Genomic DNA, 23,240 nt, shown 5'->3' with positions numbered 1-23,240 from the left:
GCATCAATTATTTAAGGAGATATGGCTGATGTTTAACTAAAGATCAAAACGGATCATTACGACTACTCAGCCCAATTGAACTTGCTGTCGTCCACACCTTCTTTTTCTTCTTTAACACGCTCGCGTCGGTGTTGTTCTTCAATTCGCGCAGCGTCTATCTCTTGCATAATGGCTTCGATGTCTGCCAAATCGTTAGTTTCTGTAAACTCGCCCGTCAGCTTGCTGTCAGGCTTTAAGTCGCCTTTCTCGTATAAAGCCCACATTTCCTTGGCATACTCGGTTTTCGCCAATTCAGGGGCAAACTGAGCGTAATAATCACGGATGTTATTGATGTCACGAGCCAACATCCACTCGGCGTTATTATTAGCCGAAGCGTCGACCGCTTGCGGTAGATCGATAATTACTGGGCCGTACTCATCCACCAATACGTTGAACTCAGACAAGTCACCATGGATCAAACCAACGCAAAGCATTTTAACCACGTAAGTCATCATCACTGCATGATCTTCAATCGCTTGTTCTGGCGGCATTACAACATCGTTCAATCTTGGAGCAACATAACCGTCATCATCAGTGACTAGCTCCATAAGCAGCACGCCATCAAAACAGCCATAAGGGACTGGCACACGAACACCCGCTTCTGCCAGTTTATACAAGGCATCCACTTCGGCGCTTTGCCACACTTTCTCTTGTTGCTCACGTCCAAATCCTGAGCCTTTTTCCATCGCTCTGGCACGGCGGCTGTTTCGTACTTTTCGTCCTTCACGATACGCCGTTGCTTTTTTAAAGCTGCGCTGGCTTATTTCCTTATATACCTTGGCACAACGGATCGTATCGCCGCAGCGTACGATGTACACTGATGCTTCTTTGCCACTCATTAATTGGCTTGTCACCTCGTCGACTAAACCATCGTCAACTAAGGGCTGTATTCTTTTAGGTATCTTCATGCCGCCTTTATACATTAGTTGTCTTACAGATAGAAATATTAACTTAAGAAATGAATGACGAAACTATTAACGTGTTCTAAAAACGAACAGAAATTACGCCAAAGTTGGCTTATGACGACGACAACGTTCAGAACAGTAGATCACGTCATTCCAACAGCGCTGCCACTTTTTACGCCATGAGAAAGGCTTTTGGCAAATAGGACATGTCTTAGTTGGTAAATGGGGCTTCTTGTGCATGTCCGTATCCTTTTTGATGAGTCCACTCCCTGCGTCTAGTAGAGATTCCCTATTACGCTCGTTCCTCACTTTAGGGAATGACGAACGTAAAACCAACAAAGCTAGATTCCCTATTACGCTCGTCCCTCGCTTTAGGGAATGACGATAATTATTATGTTCGTTCCATGTGTTAGGGAGTACGAGACATGATTGATGACAACTCCCGACTCCGTCATCCTCGAGAAGGAGGAACGACTGAGTCGGGGATCTGCTTCTAATTCTGCGCTAATGAATATGGCTAGAAGCTAAGCAACAACCTTGTACTGCTTCTCCATCTCACTCACACCTAAGCCAGAGTGTTTTGTTACTTTAAGCTGAACAGGCACTCGCTCTTTCAATGCTTCAACGTGACTGATGACGCCAATCATCTTGCCAGATGCATTCAAGTTATCGAGCGCGTTTAAAGCAATGTCCAATGTGTCGCTATCCAACGTGCCGAAGCCTTCATCTAAGAACAATGAATCAATACTGGTTTTGTAGCTCACAAGATCAGAAAGCGCTAATGCCAACGCCAAGCTCACCAAAAAGCTTTCGCCGCCGGACAAAGTCTTGGTATCACGCATCACATCGCCCTGCCATGTGTCGAGCACTTGCAGTTCTAAACCATCATCGGCTTTACGTTTTAGCTCGTAACGACCATGCAAACGCTGTAACTGCTTGTTCGCCAAATACACCAAGTTTTCCAGTGTTAGACCTTGAGCAAACTTACGGAATTTATCGCCGTTCTTAGAACCAATAAGCGAGTTAAGACGTGAGATATCATCAAACTCGACTTGTTGCTCATCAATTTGCTTGAACAGATCTTGCTGATTGCTGCGGTTCTGGCTATCCGTTTCAAGATTGGCAGAAATCGCGCCGATCTTTGTCGCATGGCTTTGTTGTGCGTTTTGACACTCAGTTGTCGCGTCTTCAACTTGCTGCTGGTTTTGCTCTTGCCATGCTTTAGCATTTTCGTGGTTTTGTAGCTCCACTTGTGTCGTTTTGGCGCTGTTCAACCTAGCTTGTGCACTGACAATCGCTTCGTCTAAAGACTTCTTCAGGCTTTGAAGTTGAGTTCTAACCTCTTCATCCAACAATGCTGCTTCAAAATCAGCCTCACCTTCAAATGGGCTCGTTTTAAGCGCTTCTAACCAAGCATTCGACGCTTGTGTGTAACTTGACTGCTTGCTGGCCAACTCTTCAGAGAAGCTAATGTGTTTGGTTTGCTCAGTTCGATGTTCCAGTTCGCAGCGGTTAAGCACTAACTGCGCTGCATCAAATGCATTTACCGCTTCAGTGACTTTTTGCTTCATCGCATTGCTGGTGGCTTGAATGTCTTTGTCACCAAACAACTCTGCCCTTTCAGCACTAATGCGAGTCAGCTCTAACACTAAAGACTCACTCTGTTGCGTCAGTGTCGCAAACTCTTTCTCAACACTGCTTAGCTTGTCATCTAAGGTTTTCAATTCGGCATTTTGAGTGATCAGCTGCTTCTCAATATCGGTCTGTTGCTGTTTAGTCTGTTGCCACGAGCTTGAAGCTTGTGATTTCGCAGTAAACCAATCATCGATATGTTCAAGTTCAGGCGCTTCGATAGCCGTTTGAACAATGCTCTCTTTCAGAGCGTTCCATTGCTGTTCTTTTGTTAGAGCTATCTGAGCCACTTGTTCGCTCGTGCTGTGGTTTTGCTTATTCAGATCCGCTAAGCGTTGCTCGGCCAACTCGAGATTAGACTGCGCCTTGTCAGCCATAACACTTGCAGACAAGCGTTGTTTCTCAGCTTCAGCATAGTGTGCTTTCGTATCAGCCAACGCTTTGAGTTGCTGCGAGATCTGACTTAGTTGAAGTTCACACTGCTGAGCAAAGGTCACGACTGTAGCTTCATTGCCTAAATCGTTAATCGTTAGCACTGCTAGCTCTGGAGCCGTGCCAACGAAATCTGGTAAGCTCTGTTGAAGCTTGCCGACAACGCCTTGCCAATTCATTTGAGCTTGCTGAATATCCGCTTGCGCACGTTGAATGTCATCGTTAAGTGCTGCAATCATAGGGGCAAGAGAATCTAACTGCTGACGATGCTCTTGGCCTTCTTTTTTGATGGCCGTTAACTCTAGGTTTTCCCTATCTTTTTGAGCAACCAAATTTGCAATATCTTGTGACTGTTCAATCGAATGGTCTGTTGAACCACACAATGGGCACTCAGATCCAGATTCTAAAGCTGCTCTGTATTTCGCCAACTCGCCTTCTTGATCAATCAAACGCGTTAATCGCTCAAGCGAAGTCTCTTTCTCTTTATATCGCTCCACCAACACTTCACGCTCTTTCGAAAGCTTGTCGACCAACTGAGTGTTAGTTTGATGTGTTTGTGTTTTAACGTGCAGCTGTTGTTGGGCATTTAGGAAACCACGATTAATCTCAAGTAATGAGTGCGTATTGCGATTCCAAAACTCCAACAGATCTTTTTGCGCATTCAATACTTGTTCGCTGGTGTTGCCTTGCAATGCTTCCCACTGTTGCTTTGCACGACTCTCTAGCACAACCAATTCACTTAAAGTTTTGTCTTGCGATGCCTTAGCTTGTTGTGAGGTTTTGATGATCGTTTGCTGAGCATCAACCGCAGACAAAGCTTGCTTCGCTGAGTTTAGTTGTTCTGAATGCTGACGCTCTAGAGTACGAACTTGCTCTACCTTTGCTTGCCACTGACCTAAGTATTTTTCCAGATGTTGGTCAGCTTGATGTGTATTTAAGTACTCAGTGCTGAGTTGATATTGTTGCTTCAGTGCATCAGTTTTTTGAACTAAATCGACCTGTTGATTACGCTGCTGCGTGTGTTGCTCGTTTAGCGTATTCGCTGCATTAACAGCCGCAGTTTGCTTATCTTTGAGTACGGCAATTTGGTTATCTAGAGGACGAACCTGTTCAATGATCTTCTCTTGATCTTGTTGTTCGGTTTTTATCTTCTGAACAGCGTCACTGCTTTGAGTCAGTTGAGTTTTCGCGTCTTGCTTTTCCGCATCACGAACAGCAAGTAACTTAATGCTGTTATCTAAGTGAGCTTGAGTAGTGTTCACCTCTTGTTCGCAACGCTTTAAATCTTTGTGCATTGGGCGCAGCTTTTCAGCCGGCTCACTGTTTGCCAAACGCTCTAGTGAAGGTTGGTTACGGTCTAGTTCATCTTGAGTGGTTTTAAGATCGTGCTCACTGGTCGCAATAGTTTGCTCAGCTTTAGTCACGTCTTTCCACCAGCTTAAATGGGCTTGCCACTCTTTTAGTTGCTCGGCTAAACGTTTCTGCTCAACTTCTAACGTCTCTCGATCTGCGGTCAGCGCTTGGATTTGCTCTTCAGACAGCAAACTCACACCCTCAGCTTTTGCTTTCAGGTGATTAAGCGACTCTTCACTCGACTTAAAATGATCGTAGATGCGCTCGGAAATCAGGCTATAAACTTCTGTTCCCGTCAGCTCTTCAAGTAGCTCTGCACGGTCGTTAGCATTGGCATTTAAGAACGCCGCAAACTCACCCTGAGACAACATGATGGATTTAGTGAAGCGTGAAAAATCGAGACCGGTTACCTGCTCCACCAATTTTGTCTTCTTGGTCAGCATGGTTTCTAAGACTTTGTCGGTGTCAGCATCGGCAAATTCACAGGTTGGCGTTTGTAATGCGCCATCGTGTTTTCCACGCGCTCGCTTTTGATGGAAGTTAGAGCGGTACGTTTTGCCCTGTACTTCAAACTCCAGCTCAGCGAAACACTCACCCGTGCCACGCGTCATTAATTCGTTATTGCCTTTAGCAATGCTCTTTAAGCGCGGCGTGCGGTGGAACAATGCCAAACAAATCGCATCAAGAATGGTGGTTTTACCCGCTCCTGTTGGGCCGGTAATCGCAAACAAGCCATTTTCCGCAAACGGCGATTGGGTAAAATCGAGCTTCCAACGTCCTTTCAAAGAGTTCAGGTTTTCAAATTCTAGGCTTAAAATCTTCATACTGGTTACTCTTCTACTTTGTTTGGTGTTTGAGCGCTTTCAGACACTTCAACCATCACTTGTTTAAACTTCACCGTCATTCGCTCTAAACGCGCTTTTTCAGAATCGGTTTCAAACTCTTCTAAGGCAATACGCTTGCTAAAAACGTCCATCGGGCTCAGTTCAGATAAGGTTTCTGCTGATTCTTGCTCTAATGCCTGATTGCGACGTTCTCTTGCTCTGCGCAATTGAAGCACTTCCACATTCAAACCTTCTGTTAGTGCGCGCATACGTTCTTGAAGATCCGACAAGTAATCTTGCGCTTGCACTTCTATCGATAACCAAACGCTTTGTTCGCTATCTAAGCCTAAATATTGATTCAGTTGAGATTCGATTTCACTCAAGTCGCCTTTGATTTCAGCTAGGGGTTGGAACGTTGGAACTGGCAATTGAGAAATGGTGCGCACGCCCTCAACAAATTCAACCACGCAGATCTGCTTTTGAGATTTAAGTTCATCAAAGCTTAATGGGATTGGTGAGCCGCAGTAACGAATGTATTCACGCTTTGCCACCACTTGTGGGCGGTGGATATGACCAAGTGCAATATAATCTGCGTCTGGGAAGCCATCAGCGGCAAAACCATCAAGGTTACCGACATAGATGTCGCGTACCGAATCCGATTGTTGAACGCCCATCGCCGTTAAATGACCCGTAGCGATAATCGGCATGTGCTCGCTGTTTTCAAACGTCGCACGTTTTTCTACAGCGGCATCATAAACACTTTGGTAGTGCTGTTTGATTGCATCTCCGAGTTGCTTCTGACGCTCAACGCCAGTGACACCCGCCTGGCTGGTCAACACATCGCGAGGGCGAATAAAAGGAATAGCACAAACCAGCGCTTCTACATCGCCGTTCTTGCCTTTGAGTTCGACAACCTGAGTCGCATGATCTTCGTTAGTATTAGGAATCACGTCTGTACCCATGTATTTGAGCAGCTGTTGTGTCTCTTTAAGCACAGACACCGAATCGTGATTTCCACCTAACAACACCAATTGACAGCCGATCTTGTTCGAGTCGACCACGAACTTGTTATACATCTCACGAGCGTAACTCGGCGGTGTGCTGGTATCAAAAATATCGCCAGCAACAATGATCGCGTCGATGTCGTGCTCTGTAACTTGCTCAAGTAACCATTGTAAAAACCGTTCATGTTCATTCTTACGGCTTTTATTGTAGAAGTTTTGGCCAAGGTGCCAATCGGACGTGTGAAGAATCTTCATTGCTGCTCACTGGAAGTCTGTAATACCTTTAATCTACCAAAATAGTCGAGATAATTCCCTTTTATAAGCTTGTGAAAACCAACTAATTTCAGGCTTTGGACCAACTCCGCCCACAGCGTGAGCAATCGTTATTTTTGACATAAAAAAACCGCTCAACGTTAGAGCGGTTTTGGGTGTCCATAGCTTTAGCTTTAAGCTATTTAACAGAAGCCATTAGAAATTGTATGAAGCACCCAGAGTTACTGTGCTAAAGGCTACATCACGGCTTTCCAATCGATTACCCGTTGTTCTATCGAAGAATTCGATGTTTACTGCGTCTGCTTGTGAGATCAAACGTAATGTTAGGTTTTCTACTGGCGTGTATTCAACACCAATACCGAAATGAAAGCCGGCACCAGAATCATCATCAAAAGAGCTAGCGTTGTTTGAGTTCAAATCTACGTAGCTCAAGCCCGCTAGTACAAATGGACGAATTGAGTTATCGAAGGTGTAGCCAAGGTTTGCTGCAACAGAAAGCGATGTTGGCGAAAACACCTTCGTTCCAAATGATTCATAGTCAGCATAATCCGTGTAACCAAGTTCGATACCTACAATGCGGTTAAATTGGTAACCACCGTAAAGGCTATATCCCATGCTTTCAGCATCTAAATTACCTGCGCCGTCAGTGTCTGAGTCTTGATACACACCAAGGCCGGCGCCAATGTATGGACCACCCTCAATACCAGCAGCAAATGTAGGAAGTGAAACTAAGCCAACTAGGCCCAATAGAAATGATGATTTAAGCATGAAAATACCCTTTTTTTGTCTGTCCTACAGTAACGTTGATCAACCGCCAATAGCTTCCGACACTATTTCACCTGTTGCGTTACTGTTTAAAATAAATTAAATAAGCAGCCCCTAATGAATAATAAAACACTGTTCATTTGCGGAGCGAATGAGAAAGTACCACAAGATTTTTAGGTCATCAAACGAACAATCATAGATATTTAATTCAGTCTTACTTATGAGACAGATGTATTTCCTGAGAAGTAACGAGTACTAAAATACGTATAAACCTGATAGTAAACCTGAGCATCATCAACATTAAGTTCATTATAATCATGTCGTTACCGTACTAGCCAAATTGTCACTCGTTCTCAAAAACAACCTGAATCTTCACGCCTAAATATAAAAACTCATCCTGTTTCTCTCTTTTCCCAATAAAAGATATAAAGAGAAGAATGAGTTTTATTTTTGGAGGACATTTATTTAGAACGACCTGCTATTAAAATATATTACAATTTAATTCATATTATTAACGAGCGTCAACGAGACTAGCCAAATAGTTATTCGTTAAGTAGAAGCCGCTGAACTTCTCAATAAAGTCCGCAGGAACGGTTTTATCGGTCAAGCCAGATTCAATCAGCGCCGCTTGCCACTTCTGTACTTTCGGGAAGCCTTCAAGCATATCAAAACCGGAGCCTTCTTTAATCACTGACGCTCGGTGTAATAGTGGTAGCCAAGCGATGTCGACGTTAGAGATGTCATCGCCTTTGAAGAAGTCGCTGTCACCCAGCTTGTTCTCGGCCTTTTGGAAGGATTTTTGAAGATTCGCTAAACGTGTCTCAAAGGTTTCTTTATCTTTACTGCCCATCGTTCCACATTGCGGCATGTAATGTTTGCTTGCCTGATAAGACCAAGCGCGATCTAGTGCTTTTTGCTCTGCAGACACCTCTTCTATCGGCGCATATTTATCGTCTAGGTATTCAACAATTGCATCAGACTCAAACAGAACCGTGTCATTTTCTGTAATCAATACCGGCACTTGTCCGTTTGGCGAAATATTTAGGAACCATTGAGGCTTATTGTTTAGCTCAATGTATTCAATTTCAAATGGGACATTTTTCATTACTAAAGCACCCATTACACGTTGAACGAATGGGCAGTTTTTAAAGCTAACAAGTTTAATCATGGTTGACTCCGAATTAGGTCATTAATTTGTATTTGTACCCCTAAGACGAACGCCAAAACCGAAAGACGAAAAATAATTCCATTTTTGTGGAAATAATTAAATACAAAGGCAACTAAAGACAGTCATTTTAAGTGGGAACTTTAGATAATATATTTGAATGCCTAATTACGAGTAACTAGACGATCAAAGATATTGCAATAGATGCCATGATCACGCCAACGACAAACTCCAACACCTTCCACGATCTCGGGTTCTTAAACATTGGAGCCAAAAAGCGTGCTCCATATCCAAGTGAAAAGAAGAACACAAACGACGCCGATACTGCACCAGCGCCAAACAACATTTGGTTAGGTTGATATTGGGTTGAGATAGAACCCAGCAATACCACAGTATCCAAATACACATGCGGATTAAGCCAAGTGAATGCCAAACACATCGCAATCGCTTTAGTTAGCGAGTCTTTGGTTTCAGCAGTGGCTTCTAAGGCGTGATTTTCAGTAAATGCTGAACGGAAGCTTAAGAATGAATAGACACCCAAAAAGATAGCCCCACCATAACGGGCGAACTGCTCAATTTGTGGGAACTGCTTAACGATTGCGCCAAAGCCCGTCACACCAAAGCTAATGAGTAAGGCATCAGAAATCGCACATACAGCGCAAATTGCCAATACGTGTTGGTTCTTAAGCCCTTGCTTTAAAACAAACGCATTTTGAGAGCCAATCGCAAGAATCAGCGAAAGCCCCAGAGAGAAACCAGCAAAATAAGTCGTCATGGAAAAAGATCTGTAAAAGTAGTGACGGTAATAATTGACACAATACTGCCAATTAATCAGATTGTTAACAAGTGACTCTGTTGTTTATCAATGACACGTTTCGTGTATTTTTGGCCATTAGAGTAACCAAAAGACGAGGAGCAGACGCATACTTCGACTCTACTCGGAACGAGTTACCCTACCCTCCGATACAATAATTAACAATCCAATCACTTGATTTTAAACATCTTTAATTCCAAGCTCTATTTTATAAATGTTGATTTTATTAATAGAATTTAGCTCAAAGTTTGAGAATTAAAAATCGATCACAGTGAGATCTTCCTACCATTTCATTGACCAAGCGAATGATACAAGTCTGATTGCATATTACCTTTTAACTGCGTTTTGAGCGGGCATTTCCCTCTCACTTAACTGACTTATTGCGCGTTGTACACTTCGTTTCGAAGAAGTCAGCGTTAGTCGCACAACTATTTAGTCGCACAATGATAAGGATGCACCACAGATGAATCACGGACAAAGACTTACCACTATAGCCCTAGCTATTATGGCTTCGACCCACGTATCAGCTACGACTCTGAACAAAAGTAGCCCAGAGCCACAACCCATCAACTCACCTTTTATTCAAGATGTAAAAGGCACGATTGTTGAGGATTACTCACGAGAAACCATTCAACCTTCGTTCTTCTCTATGAGAATGATGAGTAACGCCGATGAACAACGCGGCGATTGGTTTAACTTATCGGCGAGCTACACAAGACTTCAGGGCGTGGGTTCTGATGTGGTATACGACTACTTGATGCCCCCTCTTCAACCACAACCTGTCATCGTTGCCGTTCTTGATTCGGGTGTCGACGTTGAACACGAAGACCTCAAAAACAAACTTTGGACCAATGAAGACGAGATCCCAGACAACGGGATTGACGATGATGGCAATGGTTACATCGATGATGTCCACGGCTGGAACTTTCTGGGTAACTCGTTAGGTATTAACGTTGATCAAGATACATTAGAGGTCACCAGAGAATACAAAAAGTACCTCGAGTTAAAAGAAAATGGACATTGGATTCCTCGAAAGAAACGCAAGTACTATCAAGGTGTTGAATCTGATTATTTGTCGTCTCTAAAAGATGACCAAGATGCGTTGAATCGCGTAACATCAGCAACTAATCAAGCTAATGAGTACAAAGCAGAAATCCTTGAGCTCACCGATCACAAAGACTTCACCGTAAACGGATTGCAACCGCTATTGAATGACGAAACCCCGAGCATTGTAACTGCAGCTGAAGGGCTTTTGAGTGTGTTTGATTCATGGTATTCATTTGAATATCTAGAATCACGTCGTAGCCGTTATCAAGACTCTCTAGATTTCCACCTTAACTTAGATCTTGATACGCGTGGCGATATTGTATGGGATGACATTTCTAACCCTTGGGAAAAAGGCTACGGCAACAACGATGTAAAAGGCCCTGTCGGTTCGCACGGTACACACGTTGCTGGAATCATCGCTGCTGAACGCGGCAATTTTATTGGTATTGAAGGTGTCGCGGATCATGCCCAAATCATGGCGGTACGCATGGTGCCAAATGGCGATGAGCGAGACAAAGACATTGCTAACGCAGTGCGCTATGCCGTCGATAATGGTGCGAAGATCATTAACATGAGCTTCGGAAAAAGCTACTCGCCACGTAAATACATCGTCGACCACGCGTTCCGTTATGCCGCTCGTAAAGGCGTATTGATCGTTCACTCTGCGGGTAACAGCCGCAACGATAACGACATCAAACCAAGCTTTCCAAACCGCTACGCTAAGCACTACCGCTCGAAGGCTATTTCAACGTGGTTAGATGTGGGCGCATCAGCGAAATACGCAGACGAAACCTTGGTCGCAAGCTTCAGTAATTTCGGTCAGAAATCGGTTGATGTATTTGCACCGGGATATCGAATTCTGTCAACCACACCGGGGAATACTTACGGTTCGAAAAGTGGCACAAGTATGGCTGCGCCTGTCGTTTCTGGCGTCGCTGCGTTGGTGTGGTCGCGCTATCCTGATTTATCGGTAAAAGAGCTAAAGGCGATGTTAATGGGTGAATCAAAAATCTACCCAGAGCTGCTTGTTAAAAAGCCATCAAGCCCAGAAGATTTGGTTCCTTTCAGTACCCTTTCTATCTCAGGCAGCGTAGTAGATGCCGAAGCGATATTTGCAGAACTAGAAACACGCTAACGCTTTAACTATTAGTCATTGATACAGGATATTCGTCATTCCCTAAAGCGAGGGACGAGCGTTATAGGGAATCTCGCTTTGCGGTTAGAGATTCCACATACCTCGTCCCTCGGTTCTGGAATGACGCTAGGGAATCAAGTCAATGTTGTGCACGTCACTTCCTACTGTGAGGCGCTACAACCACCTCACTCTTAACAGCGAGGAACTACAACCGTGTCACTTTCTGCGTAGAGATACACCCCGCCCGTCATTCCCTACAGTGAGGAACGAACGTGATAGGGAATCTTTCTTTTACTTCGATCTACAATTTCGACCACATCTAACGCAACTCAATACTCATGAACTGGCTGTGCGGGTCCAACACATAGTCAGCAAAGGGTTCGCAGTATCCAAAGCCAAACTTTTCATACAGGTTACGCGCTGGCTTAAAGTAATCTTCTGAGCCTGTCTCTAAACTGATTTGTCGATACTGGCGAACGGTTGCTGTGTCTATTACATGCTGTAACAGTTGGCTTGCAACACCTGACTTTCGAGCAAACTGTGAGGTTCTCATCGATTTCAGTTCAGCATGTTGGGTATTTAGCTCTTTAATGGCAACACACCCAAGCAATTGGCTGTCTTTCCAAGCGCTGAAAAAGGTAATTTCTGGCGACTTGAGCCCATCCAGATCCAATGCATGAACGCTTTCAGCTGGTGACGTGGCATACATGTCAGCAAGGTGCTCTTCAAGCAATTCAACGACTTCCCCACCCGACAAGTCATCAAGCTTAATTTCTATTGACTTGCTGCTTTCCAATGCTGTTCCGTTTCCCATTGAATCCTGTGCTTTTATTTCTGGTTTCATTACCTCAACTCTCCTTGTTTAGTTCGCTTATTTGGCTTGAGTGATTTGGCTTTAATTACTGGCCTGCTTTCCTGATTGTTTTCTTTTCAAAAACTTCGTTTAAACCAGTAAAATTACCGATTAATCATGAAATTATAAATGCCATACTGACCTTACCTAGATAGCATATTTTTCTTATCTAGTCTCTCCATAAAAGTGTTCCACAATGCCTGTGTGGTCACTACGGCGAGGAACAACACCTGTTTCAATTTAACGAATAAGTAGCCAGGTCGATATGAGCATTCAATTAGATTTAACCACCACGACACCCTGCCAGAACTTCGATTCCGCGCAAGGGCGCATGACACTGCAAAATCACCGAATTATTGATGTCGACAACGAAATCGCTCAGATCTTTGGTTACCGAACCCGTGAAGAGCTGTTATTGAACGTTGAATTTGTTTATGCGTTAGTTCCTGACAGTTACCAAGAGCTAGCCAAGAAACGTTACTTAGAGGCTATAAAAGGCAAACTAAAAAAAGGAAAATTGTACACCGATATTCCAGCCAATGGCCGCAACATCTCTATCTTTTGCCTATCACACATTATTGAACTCAATAGTAAACCCGCCCTCCAAGTCACTATCATCGACATCACATCCGTAGTCGAAGCTCAGCGCAAACGTAACGAAACGGATCGCATGTATCGCAAGCTACTTAATACATCGAAACAAGGGATCCTGATCCATAGAAACTTCAAACCTTTAATGGTCAACCAAGCATGGGTAGAACAACAAGGTGCGGACTCAATAGAGCAAGTGCTTGCGATGGACTCCATCCTATCCATCGTACCTGAAGATCAGCGTTCAACGGCCATCAGACGCTGCGAGAACATTCTCAATGGCAATACACCCAACTTTAGTTCCGTGGTGTATAACCAATGCTTTGATGGCACCCACAAATACTTCAACCTCTATGACAACGTGATTAACTGGGAAGGTGAAGACGCGATACAAGTGATCCTTGAAGAAGTCACCGATAAAGTATTACTAGAACGGGAGTTGCTGCATCGAGCGATGCATGATGATTTAACGCATGTGTTCAATCGTCGTGCTATTTACGGTTGGCTCAAGAAGCCGGTTAATCAGCATATGGCGATGTCATGTCTGTTGATTGATATTGATGACTTCAAATCGATTAACGATCGATTTGGGCATACAGTGGGTGACACGGTGATTAAGTACTTAGCAGACACCATTAAAACTCACATTGAGTTGTTAGGTGGCGTAGTTGGACGTTGGGGTGGCGAGGAGTTTATTGTGTTCATTCCAAAAGCGAAATCGGCCCATACCAAAATCATCAGCGAACGAATCTGCCACACCTTTAACCAACATACCTTCTTTGGCATTAATCGCCGCGCTTTTACAACGAGCGTGAGTATTGGCGTTACCAACCAATGCGAGTGCCACTCTGCCAACACCATTGATACACTTATTCGTGTTACCGATGATGCACTATATCGTGCGAAAGCGAATGGTAAAAATCAAGTATCGATCAACGATGATGTGATTTGCTATGAAGCACTAGCTTGATCGCAGTTCCCTGCTCTCCTTCATGTTCCTCTGGCTCTCCTGCATAGCCCACCAGTGCTCCTTCATAATCCACTGGCTATCCTGCATAACCCACCAGCTCTCTTTCATAATCCAACGCCTTTTTAAGCTAACGCTAAATGAGTCGGCTAACCATACAAATTGAGCACAGCCGCACATAATTAAGGTACAGCCACCGAGAATTAAAGCACATAACTTGATCGAATATTTGATTGCGATTTCGACATTTCGGTATATGATGCGCCACCCTCATTATATCAGCTAACGCTGTAGGCACTTATGTCCGCCAATATGTCAGCTACTATTTCTTCCAACGCACTTTATACCGACCTATCCAGTTACTACGATTTAATGTGTGTTGATATTGACTATCAAGCGCAAAGTAACTGCGTACGTAGGCTACATCAAATTTTCGGAAATGGTGGAAAGACTCACCTCGACTTAGCTTGTGGCACTGGTCCACACGTTCGTCACTTTATCGATTTTGGTTACCAAAGTAATGGACTCGATCTCAACGCGCCAATGCTAGATATCGCTCAGGTTCGCTGCCCCGAAGCCCATTTCTCGGTGCAAAACATGAGCAGTTTTGAAGTGGCAGAACCTCTGGATTTGATCACCTGCTTCTTATACTCAATCCATTACAACGATGGTTTCGAGAAGCTAAAAGAATGTGTTGAGAGCGTACATCGCGCTTTAAAACCAGAGGGAATTTTCTGTTTTAATGTGGTGGATAAAGACAAGATCAGCAATGATCTTTTTGTTCGACACACCACCAATCTTGAACAAGATGATTTCACGTTCAGCTCAGGCTGGTATTACTCTGGCAAGGGTGACAAGCAGGCGTTAAAACTCAGTATCGAAAAGACAACATCCGGTGAGACACAAGTTTGGAATGATGAACACCCGATGGTGGCATTCTCGTTTAAGGAGTTGATCGAGATATTGAAGCCCTACTTTGAGGTTCATATTTTTGAGCACGATTATGACAAGCTGTTACCTTGGGATACCAAATCAGGTAATGCTCTGATCGCTTGTGTAAAAATCTAGGTCAGTCGATACAAAACGAATTAGCCAGATTCAAACACAGACAAAAAAGAACCCACACTCGCCGTACTCTTTATCGAGCATCCAGCCAGTGTGGGTTCTTTTGTATCAAGCTATCGGTGTTCGAACTCTCGATTAGAAGTCCGCAGTCATACCTACGTAGTAAGTACGTGGCTCTTCAACATAACCCATGCTCTCTAGCTCTTGTGATACCGCTTCGTCAGTCAAGTTAGTAATGCCTGCGCGTACTCTAACCGAATCATTAATGTTGTATACCCCACCAATATTTAGCGTAGTGTATGCTTCTTGGGTCAAATCAGTTTCGATATTACGCTCACCTCGGTAACGCGCACTAACAAAGGTGTTCAGGTCGTAAGTTGGGTTCCAGTTCAGTTTAACTAAACCCGAGTGCTTGTAACGCTCAAGCAGTTCTTCACCAGTAGACTTATCTTCAGTGTCTAAGAACGTGTAGTTACCAGATACGCCCCATTCATCCGTTATTTGGAATTGACCAGTAAGCTCAGCACCTTGAACCACAGCCTCAGACACATTGGTATAAGTACGTTTGCCTTTCACATAGCCAGTTGAGCTAGAACTATCGGCACACCCTTTACCCGATTCAAACATTCCGCCATTCTCGCAGTAGGTTTCATCACGATCAATAAGGTCGTTGATTTCATTGCGGAACAAGGCACCTTCAACGTTCCAACGAGGTTGGCTGTATATCGCTGCAATCTCATAGTTCCAGCTCGTTTCAGGCTTCAGCTCTTCATTGCCATATAAATCACAAGCACCTTTACAACTGTTAACTGTGTAGTCGGCTTGGTTTTGAGTCAATGTTGGTGCTTTAAATGCTTTACCCACGCCACCCTTAATGATCAGGTCATTCGTTGCTTGGTGCACCAAATACACGCGAGGACTGAACTCTTCACCGTACAATTCGTGCTTATCTAAACGACCACCGATGGTTGCTGTTAGTTGCTCAGTCATCAGCCATTGATCTTGAACAAATAACGCACCTTGATACGCTTCTGATGTGCCATTGACCAAGTTTTCTTTGTTGGTTAATTCGCTCAACTGATAGTCCATACCAAACGTTACGGTATGATTATCACCAAGATAAGTCGTCGCTGATGCTTCTGCTATTTGAGTTAACTCTTCTACGTCACTGCTGTAGTTAGTATCAGAATCCGCAGCGTCGTTGTCAGTCACGTTTTCGCGTGAGTAGCGGACTTGTGTATCACCCCAGCTCCAAAAGCCACTGTGCGTAATCGCTTGGCTCTGACGCACTACTCGTGTGTCAGACTCAATCACAGATGATACGTTTTCTGCAGATGATTCACGTTCGTCGTCACTGTAACCAAAATCAAAGTCGATCGTTTGGTTGTCTGTCGCATTCCAAGTCAGGCTTGCGAGTAAACTTAGTGTGTCTCGTTCTTCTGAAGCCGTAACATCTGAGCGGTCGTAACCAGAGCTATGTGTACCAGAATAGGGTTGCCAAGCATCACGGCTAGTTTGGTTCACAGAAACGCGTGCAAACAATTCATCTTCAATTAGAGCACCAGAGGTCGTGAAGCCCATCGAGTACTCTTCACCGCCATCACCATCTAACGGTGAAGACGTGTCCATGCTTAACGTAGAGCTCCAGTCATTTTCAGGAGCCTTGGTGATGATGTTGATTGTGCCACCCATGCCATCTGAACCATAAAGTGCAGACATTGGACCACGGATGATTTCAACACGTTCGATCGAATCAGCAGGAATAGTCGATAGGTCGAAGTCGTTACCTCGGATGATGGCACTCGCTGAGCTTAGACGACGGCCATTCACCATGATAAGCGTGTAATCTGAATCCATACCACGAATAGAAATCATCTGACGCCCAGCACGTGTGCTATCAAAGTCAGATTCGACACTAGTTGATTCTGCAACGATGTCAGCCAAGGTAATACCAGGGCTGTCTTCAATGTCTTGAGCGGTGATCACTGACATTGAAGCCGGCGCTTGTTTTAGTGCCATTTCAGTACGAGTTGCCGTAACAACCATTTGCTCATCTGTTGCTTGCGCTTCTTCTTGCGCCAACACGTTAGCCGAAAGTGAGGTACAAATAACAGCGACTGCGATCGAAAGGGGTTTACGAACCAAAAGAGGTTTGCGAATCAAAAGAGATCTCTCAGACATGATATTCATTCTTATATGTGATTGGTAATGATAATAGTTTGCATTAAACAATCTAGTACCATTCTTATCAACGAAAGTTTCATACCAAAAATTGATTCTCATTATTCAACTTTCAAATAATAAAACCAATACATATTCATTTTAATAGCATGACCTCAATAGCATTCACCACCTAGATAGATTGGGTGTATATCTCTTTAAATAAATCACGAACCCAACGACACATAGGGTCATTATGGAAACGTTTATGCCAATAGAGATAAACATCTTCTGATGGGCTTCTGATCGCTTTGGGAACGCGTTTACAAATTAAATCTCGTTGATTGGCAGCTTTTGTCGCAAATGGTGTGGGCAAGTGAAAGATGATATCGGTCGTCTCCGCAATATCCGCAGCAATATTGAAGTTGGACAACTGAATTGGGATCGAGAGTTGGCGCTGCTTATCAATTAAACCAAGCTCTTTAAATCGACTTTCAATCGAGAGCTTTTTATCCCCTTGCAGTGAGATCTGGCCAAGCTGGCTATTCAATAAGTCATCAACGGTGATCTCTTTATCCGCCAGAGGATGGTCTTTGCTCATTAATAACCGATAATCGCGACTGATTACGAACATTCGATACAGGTTTTGTTCAGAACTTAATGGCTCATGCGTCGACAACACAAAGTGCGCATCACCGGATAACAGAGGCTCAAAGTGTCGCTTAGGAATCGAGTCGATATCGACAACCATATTCGGCGCTTGCTGGCGAATTTGTGCCACTACTTTTGGCAAAAGGTGTGAGACCTGAGGAACCAAACCAAAAAAACGAACCGTACTATCACTCGTTTGTGGTTCAAACACGTCCCCGTGAACCAGTTTCTCAAGGCGCGTAAGCACAGAGTTGAGGTCTTGCTTGATGACCTCTGCTTTCGGGGTCAATTCATAGCCATAAGCAGCTCTCACCAACAAGTCATCGTTAAATACAGTGCGCAGTTTCTGCAGAGAACGACTCACCGTTGGTTGGCTCATATCCAACGCCAACGCCGTGTTGGAAACGTGCTTCTCTTCAAGAAGGTGTTTAAGAATAACGAGTAGGTTTAGGTCAACTTGGGCAAGATTCATTATGCAAATATTCACAACAGAGCAAATTCAGTGTGCGCATAGTGCATCTACCACCCCATTAATACAATTGATAATCACTCTTATTTTGATCTAGAGCAAAATGCAGAACCGAGTTTGAGGTTAGGAAAGGTTTGAAGCTCTAAGTTAGAAATGTTTAAAGCTCTAAGTCAGAAATGTTTGAACATAAAAAAAGAGAGGCACAATGGCCTCTCTTTGATCGTCTACTTTATATTGCTAACGTCGAGCTATCAGACTACAGCTTTGTCCAAGCATCTTGCCAGTATTGGCTTTCTGCTGGTGCGTAAGATGCACTTGCACACCAAGCAGTGTATGGCCAAGGCTTACATTCATATAAACCATTGTCACTGCCCACTACAATGTCACCTGCTGCGTAGTTTGTGCCGGCTTCATATGGCGGGTAATCACCTGGAGGTGGAGTCGTTCCGCCACCGTCTTTAACAGCGAACGAATCATTTACCATCACCATTTCACCGTCAGATGCTTTACCGACCACTTCAAGTGCATATTGCCCTTCAGCTACATCGTATAAGTCCATGGTAATAGCGCGGCTGTCCGTTAAGTTAACCTGAGTTTGCTCAACCACAGTCCCTGCACTGTTGATCACCATAGCCGTAACATCTAAAGCTTCATTTGATGTCAGTGTTAGGTCTAAACGAACATTGCCGTTATCTGGCGCATATTCTGACTGAAGGCCTGAAACTGCAAGCTCTAAGTCATCGCCCGGATCTGGGTTACCACCACATGAAGAGTCTGAAACTTTTCTCCAAACGCCCCACTCACCTGTTGTTCCTGGCTCTTCGCCGCGAGTGTACCAACCTGCTCCCCACGTTGAACCATCATGAGAGACTTGATCACCTTCAACATAAACGGTATCGGCATCCCATGCAGCTGCACAGTTAGAACCATCCGTCACAGACACTTTACGGTCAGCGGTTACAGTTTGGTTCGCGCTATCTGTTACGCTATACACAAGCGTGTAGTTGCCGATTTCATTTACATCGACACTGCCAGTGTGTGTGATGGTGCTTGTTAGGTCGCCATCTTCAGCATCATTCGCCGTTACGCCTGCCATAGCATCAAATGCAGTTCCCAACACAACAGTAGTGTCAGACACACCATTAAACACAGGCTTCTGGCTGTAAACCTCTACCGTTCTCGCTTTAGTGGTTTCGTTGTTATCGCTGTCTTTCACTCGGTAAGTTAGAACGTAAGTGCCAATCACACTGGTTTCCACGTAACCTTCAACATCGACAGAAGATGTTAGATCGCCATCTTCTTTATCGGTTGCCGTTACACCTTCCATTGGGTCAAACGTTGTGCCGTGAAGAACACGGGCATTTTCGACACCTTTAAGAACTGGCTCACCCTCTACTGGTGGTGGCGTCACTTGACCGTGGACAAACGGGCCGTAATCTTTAATAAACTGCTCGTTGTATTGTTGACCGTTTTTGTTAGTACCCATGTCCCAGTTGATAGACCAAGTCATTACACCACGCAGCGGTTGGCCTTGAGTTGTTAAGGTCTCGAACGCGTCGTATAAATCTTGAGGATCTTGCACAAAGCCCGTCGCTGCAGCATCGATACTTGAAGGAATACCAAACACCAGCTTGTCATGTGGAATTTTGTGGAAGCCACGCGTTCCGTTGATAAGCGAATCAGAGATGTAGTAGATGAATTCTTCTTTTAATGCATCGTTGTTTTGAGCAATCCAGCCCACGCCGTCAACCCAGATACCGTCGCCACCTTGGTTGTAGAATTGTGGGTTAATCCAGTCATAATAACCTTCTAGATTATCGATATATGGAACGTACTTACCGCCTGTCGTTAGATACGGGAACTCAGGCGCCATCGTAATTAGGAAGTTTTTACCTTCAGCACGGTAGTGGTCTTTCACTAGCTTAAGGGCGTCAGGAATGACCGTTTGGTTGTTTGCTGCGGTTACCGCGGCTTGTTCAAGGTCGATGTCTAGGCCATCGAAACCGTAACGCTCAGTAAGACGGATAATCTCATCAGCAAAGGCTCTTTCATCACCAGTTTCTAGCTCTACGTGTGCATCAGCACCACCTAGCGCTATCAGTACAGAACGGCCTTGTTTGTTGAGTTCAGAAATTTGGTCAATAAATTGTTCTTCTGAAAGCCCAATGGTTGGGTCCAGTTTAAAAGTTGGGATTCGACCATCAGCCACATCGTAAACCTTCATGAATGACACATTCACGATGTTATACATTGGGTTTACTTCATCCAGCGTCACGCATGGCGCATTACCACCTTGGTAGCCGCCACCGTCACACCAGTTGTGCCAATACCCGACCACGACACCAGAATCTGGATTCGTCATATCTGAACCATTCGCATAAACAGCGCCAGACATTGCGGCCATGCCGACCGATACAGCTAATTGTAGAGCTTTACGTTTCAACATTAGTCCCACTTCCTTACTTAACAGCTGTGCCAATCACAACCGAACCAATTCATTGTAATCATGAATATTTATAGAGAAGTAATGGAATTTATAGGAAAAGATGACCTTTGATTTAACTTGTGATTTTAAGTCACAGATTGAATATCAGAATCAATATGATTTTGACTTTTCATTCAAAATGAAATGCTAAAAGCTGTTATTTTCGGCCGGACACATTGACCATGCAAATATTTAATCAACCTTAATTCACATAGATAATTAACCGAAAATATAAAAAATCACCAATGGGAAAAAACGAACTTTAAATCGACAAAAATCGATTCAAAAACACCGTAATTACTGACCTCAGACCAGATACCATTGCGAGTGACATCACTAAAATAGCTTGGATTTGGTCGTCATACATGTGCTAGAGATACACACGTATAACGGAATATAGGAGTGGAATTTTGTATGATCACCCCGACTAATTTTCAGTTAGCCTTTAACATCAGGCGAATAATAAGTATCAATTAATGAAATTAAATTCATCTTATTTTCTTCATTGAGTTGATTGATACCCGCTGCTGCTTTTCTTCCACCACCCGTATCAAAACTAGAACAAATTTCGTCTGCGCCCGTTCTGTTTGATAATGGTGCCCGTAAGCTCACCGTGTAAGACAAGCCATCTTGGTTTTTCGTTAATACTGCTTGCGCTCGGTTTGGATCTTGATTAACGATTTCATTACCAAATACACCACTGATGCGCCTTGCCCACGTCTCACCTGGCAGTTCAAACACACGTGCGACTTCACTTTCATAAACAGGAGCAAGGTTTGATAGCTGTTGGCGATCATTTTGATAGGCAGTTAGTAGTCGATAAAATACAGAGTTTTTATCATCCAAAAGATCAAACGGATTTGGGTATTGATAAAGAATTTTGTAGAGCTCAGCTGGCGTGAAATGCAAATCACTGAGTGACGAACCGTAACCGTTGTAGTTCACCAAGGTACCTAGCTCTTCCAAAAACTCTGTTTGAGATTCATCGAATCCATTTTCATCCGCTAGCCGCGCAGCCACTGTTTTTAGATTATCACCAAAAGCAGCCGCGATTGCCCAAGCCACATGCGCACCATTCAATTTCTGGTTAATTAGTAAGCTCGTGCAGCTCTCTGGCGCGGTATCAATCAGAGTATCCAAATAGCTAGAGTCAGGTACCTCACCAGTTCGATGATGATCGCAATAAAATACATGGATGTTGGCGTCTAGCAGTGAATGCAATGCTGTTAGATTTTTCTCCATCGACACATCTAAAACGGTAACGGAAGAAATGTTACCTTGCTTACCCGGCTCCATCATTTGAGTAACAACTTGAGAGACCAACTTAATATCACGCTTTACACCAGTGATCAGTACACTTTCTTTCGGCTCATTTAAGCGCAGTTGCAGTAAAGCGATGATGCCGTCTGCATCTCCATTGAATACGTCGTAGTGCATGTTGTTCCTTTTACTCTCAATCAGATTAGGCTTGAAGTTTATATCTGTATTTTTACAAGCACCGTTGTTTATTATCAATATCAACTTGTTAGGTGATATAACTCTATTGAACATAGCGGTTATTCACGGCTTGTGCTATTGATCAAAAACTCAAGATTATACGCAATACGCTTAATCTCACTTCAAAACTATGAGCGCGTTCCTTGTACGGCTTTTGAAAGTTTAATATCGAAGTTGATAACCTTTTGTTCATGTACATAAAAGTGACCACAACGAACCGTTACGCTTTGATACAATGAGAGTTGGATTAGTTAGGTTTTTACTCGAATTGACATTTATAAGCGTTTACAATGACTTTCGAGTTAGCGAAAACTTTCAATTCAAACCACAGATCCAAAGGTACACTGCATTTCCATGATCAACTTCGAACCCAAACGCCCTTATCAAACCCTCGGTCTTATCTTGAGAAAAGAACTATCTGATGGTCTTTACCCGATTGGAAGTCGTTTACCGCCCGAGCGAGATATTGCTGAGCGTCTATCCGTGAGCAGAGCTGTGGTTAGAGAAGCAATCATCATGCTGGAACTTGAGGGACTCGTTGAAGTAAAGAAAGGCTCGGGAGTGTACATAGTTAACTTACCGACTACATCAACAGTGGCACAAAATGAAGATGTAGGTCCTTTTGAAATGCTTCAAGCAAGACAGTTATTGGAAAGCAGTATTGCTGAGTTTGCTGCAACACAAGCAACCCCTGCTGATATCGAAAAAATGCGTGAAGCTCTAGAAATTGAGCGCCGCGAAATTGAAAACAATGTCCAAAATCCGGTTGGTGACAGAATGTTCCACCAGTGTATTGCCGAAGCGACACAGAATTCTGTGCTGGTCGATATTCTAAAGGAATCGTGGGAACGTCGTGAGTCTAGCCCTATGTGGAAGACACTGCATACACATATCGAGATCCAAGACTATAGGAAAGAGTGGCTAGATGATCATGCTGCTATTTTGCTAGCGATGAGACGCAAGAACCCAATCGAAGCCAAGCAAGCGATGTGGCAACATCTAGAACATGTGAAGATTAGGCTTTTAGAGCTTTCTGATTTTACCGACCCTAATTTTGATGGTTATCTGTTTAACTCCATTCCCGCTATCGCGACATCAAAAGAGAATCTTTAGA

At 43.8% G+C, this 23,240-nt stretch carries 16 protein-coding genes; 4 read left to right on the top strand and 12 right to left on the bottom strand.

What is annotated here, in order from left to right:
* Positions 1-62: 62 nt before the first annotated feature.
* The 7 genes from DUN60_RS05990 to DUN60_RS05960 all read right to left on the bottom strand — a co-directional run bounded on the left by DUN60_RS05990 (position 63) and on the right by DUN60_RS05960 (position 9,167).
* Positions 63-947 carry a PA4780 family RIO1-like protein kinase gene (locus DUN60_RS05990; RefSeq protein WP_114634303.1) on the bottom strand — a complete coding sequence of 295 codons (885 nt, stop codon included), beginning with the start codon at positions 945-947 and terminating at the stop codon, positions 63-65.
* A gap of 93 nt (positions 948-1,040) precedes the next feature.
* A complete protein-coding gene (locus tag DUN60_RS05985) occupies positions 1,041-1,184 on the bottom strand; it encodes a DUF2256 domain-containing protein (protein WP_114633477.1) in 144 nt (47 codons plus the stop codon).
* Positions 1,185-1,468: 284 nt separating this feature from the next.
* Positions 1,469-5,185, bottom strand: coding sequence for an SbcC/MukB-like Walker B domain-containing protein (locus DUN60_RS05980; RefSeq protein ID WP_114633476.1), 3,717 nt, complete (start codon positions 5,183-5,185; stop codon positions 1,469-1,471).
* A 5-nt stretch (positions 5,186-5,190) separates the two neighbouring features.
* Positions 5,191-6,444 (bottom strand): exonuclease subunit SbcD, encoded by a 1,254-nt coding sequence (gene sbcD / locus DUN60_RS05975; RefSeq protein WP_114633475.1) that lies wholly within the window; start codon positions 6,442-6,444, stop codon positions 5,191-5,193.
* Between the two features lie 213 nt (positions 6,445-6,657).
* Positions 6,658-7,230, bottom strand: coding sequence for a porin family protein (locus DUN60_RS05970; RefSeq protein WP_065205291.1), 573 nt, complete (start codon positions 7,228-7,230; stop codon positions 6,658-6,660).
* A 508-nt stretch (positions 7,231-7,738) separates the two neighbouring features.
* Positions 7,739-8,395 carry a glutathione S-transferase family protein gene (locus tag DUN60_RS05965; RefSeq protein WP_114633474.1) on the bottom strand — a complete coding sequence of 219 codons (657 nt, stop codon included), beginning with the start codon at positions 8,393-8,395 and terminating at the stop codon, positions 7,739-7,741.
* 175 nt (positions 8,396-8,570) lie between these two features.
* A complete protein-coding gene (locus DUN60_RS05960) occupies positions 8,571-9,167 on the bottom strand; it encodes a LysE/ArgO family amino acid transporter (protein ID WP_114633473.1) in 597 nt (198 codons plus the stop codon).
* A gap of 502 nt (positions 9,168-9,669) precedes the next feature.
* Here DUN60_RS05960 and DUN60_RS05955 point away from each other — a divergent pair.
* Positions 9,670-11,388: a S8 family peptidase gene (locus DUN60_RS05955; RefSeq protein WP_114633472.1), complete on the top strand. Its 1,719-nt coding sequence runs from the start codon at positions 9,670-9,672 to the stop codon at positions 11,386-11,388.
* Positions 11,389-11,707: 319 nt separating this feature from the next.
* Here the strand turns inward: DUN60_RS05955 and DUN60_RS05950 are convergent, their stop codons facing one another.
* Entirely contained in the window at positions 11,708-12,232 is a 525-nt protein-coding gene (locus DUN60_RS05950) for a GNAT family N-acetyltransferase (RefSeq protein ID WP_114633471.1), read from the bottom strand.
* 274 nt (positions 12,233-12,506) lie between these two features.
* Here DUN60_RS05950 and DUN60_RS05945 point away from each other — a divergent pair, with 274 nt between their 5' ends.
* Both DUN60_RS05945 and DUN60_RS05940 read left to right on the top strand, forming a co-directional pair.
* Positions 12,507-13,802: a sensor domain-containing diguanylate cyclase gene (locus tag DUN60_RS05945; protein WP_114633470.1), complete on the top strand. Its 1,296-nt coding sequence runs from the start codon at positions 12,507-12,509 to the stop codon at positions 13,800-13,802.
* A gap of 309 nt (positions 13,803-14,111) precedes the next feature.
* Positions 14,112-14,867 (top strand): class I SAM-dependent DNA methyltransferase, encoded by a 756-nt coding sequence (locus DUN60_RS05940; RefSeq protein ID WP_114633469.1) that lies wholly within the window; start codon positions 14,112-14,114, stop codon positions 14,865-14,867.
* 132 nt (positions 14,868-14,999) lie between these two features.
* On the opposite strand, the gene DUN60_RS05935 is transcribed toward DUN60_RS05940, so the two are convergent.
* The 4 genes from DUN60_RS05935 to DUN60_RS05920 all read right to left on the bottom strand — a co-directional run bounded on the left by DUN60_RS05935 (position 15,000) and on the right by DUN60_RS05920 (position 22,066).
* On the bottom strand, positions 15,000-17,045 hold the full coding sequence (locus DUN60_RS05935; RefSeq protein ID WP_114633468.1) for a TonB-dependent receptor domain-containing protein: 2,046 nt from the start codon (positions 17,043-17,045) through the stop codon (positions 15,000-15,002).
* Positions 17,046-17,217: 172 nt separating this feature from the next.
* Positions 17,218-18,147, bottom strand: a complete 930-nt coding sequence (locus DUN60_RS05930) for a LysR family transcriptional regulator (protein ID WP_114633467.1) — start codon at positions 18,145-18,147, stop codon at positions 17,218-17,220.
* Positions 18,148-18,400: 253 nt separating this feature from the next.
* The gene (locus DUN60_RS05925) at positions 18,401-20,590 is read right to left on the bottom strand and encodes an immunoglobulin-like domain-containing protein (RefSeq protein ID WP_114633466.1); all 2,190 of its coding nucleotides are present in this window, start codon (positions 20,588-20,590) and stop codon (positions 18,401-18,403) included.
* Between the two features lie 477 nt (positions 20,591-21,067).
* Positions 21,068-22,066, bottom strand: coding sequence for a DHH family phosphoesterase (locus tag DUN60_RS05920; RefSeq protein WP_114633465.1), 999 nt, complete (start codon positions 22,064-22,066; stop codon positions 21,068-21,070).
* Between the two features lie 414 nt (positions 22,067-22,480).
* Here DUN60_RS05920 and DUN60_RS05915 point away from each other — a divergent pair, with 414 nt between their 5' ends.
* Complete coding sequence (locus DUN60_RS05915; RefSeq protein WP_114633464.1) at positions 22,481-23,239, top strand: FCD domain-containing protein; 759 nt, start codon at positions 22,481-22,483, stop codon at positions 23,237-23,239.
* Position 23,240 lies beyond the last annotated feature (1 nt).

The sequence above is a fragment of the Vibrio splendidus genome (genome assembly GCF_003345295.1).
GTDB classification, from domain to species: domain Bacteria; phylum Pseudomonadota; class Gammaproteobacteria; order Enterobacterales; family Vibrionaceae; genus Vibrio; species Vibrio splendidus_K.
This window is presented reverse-complemented; position numbering and strand designations above follow the sequence as displayed.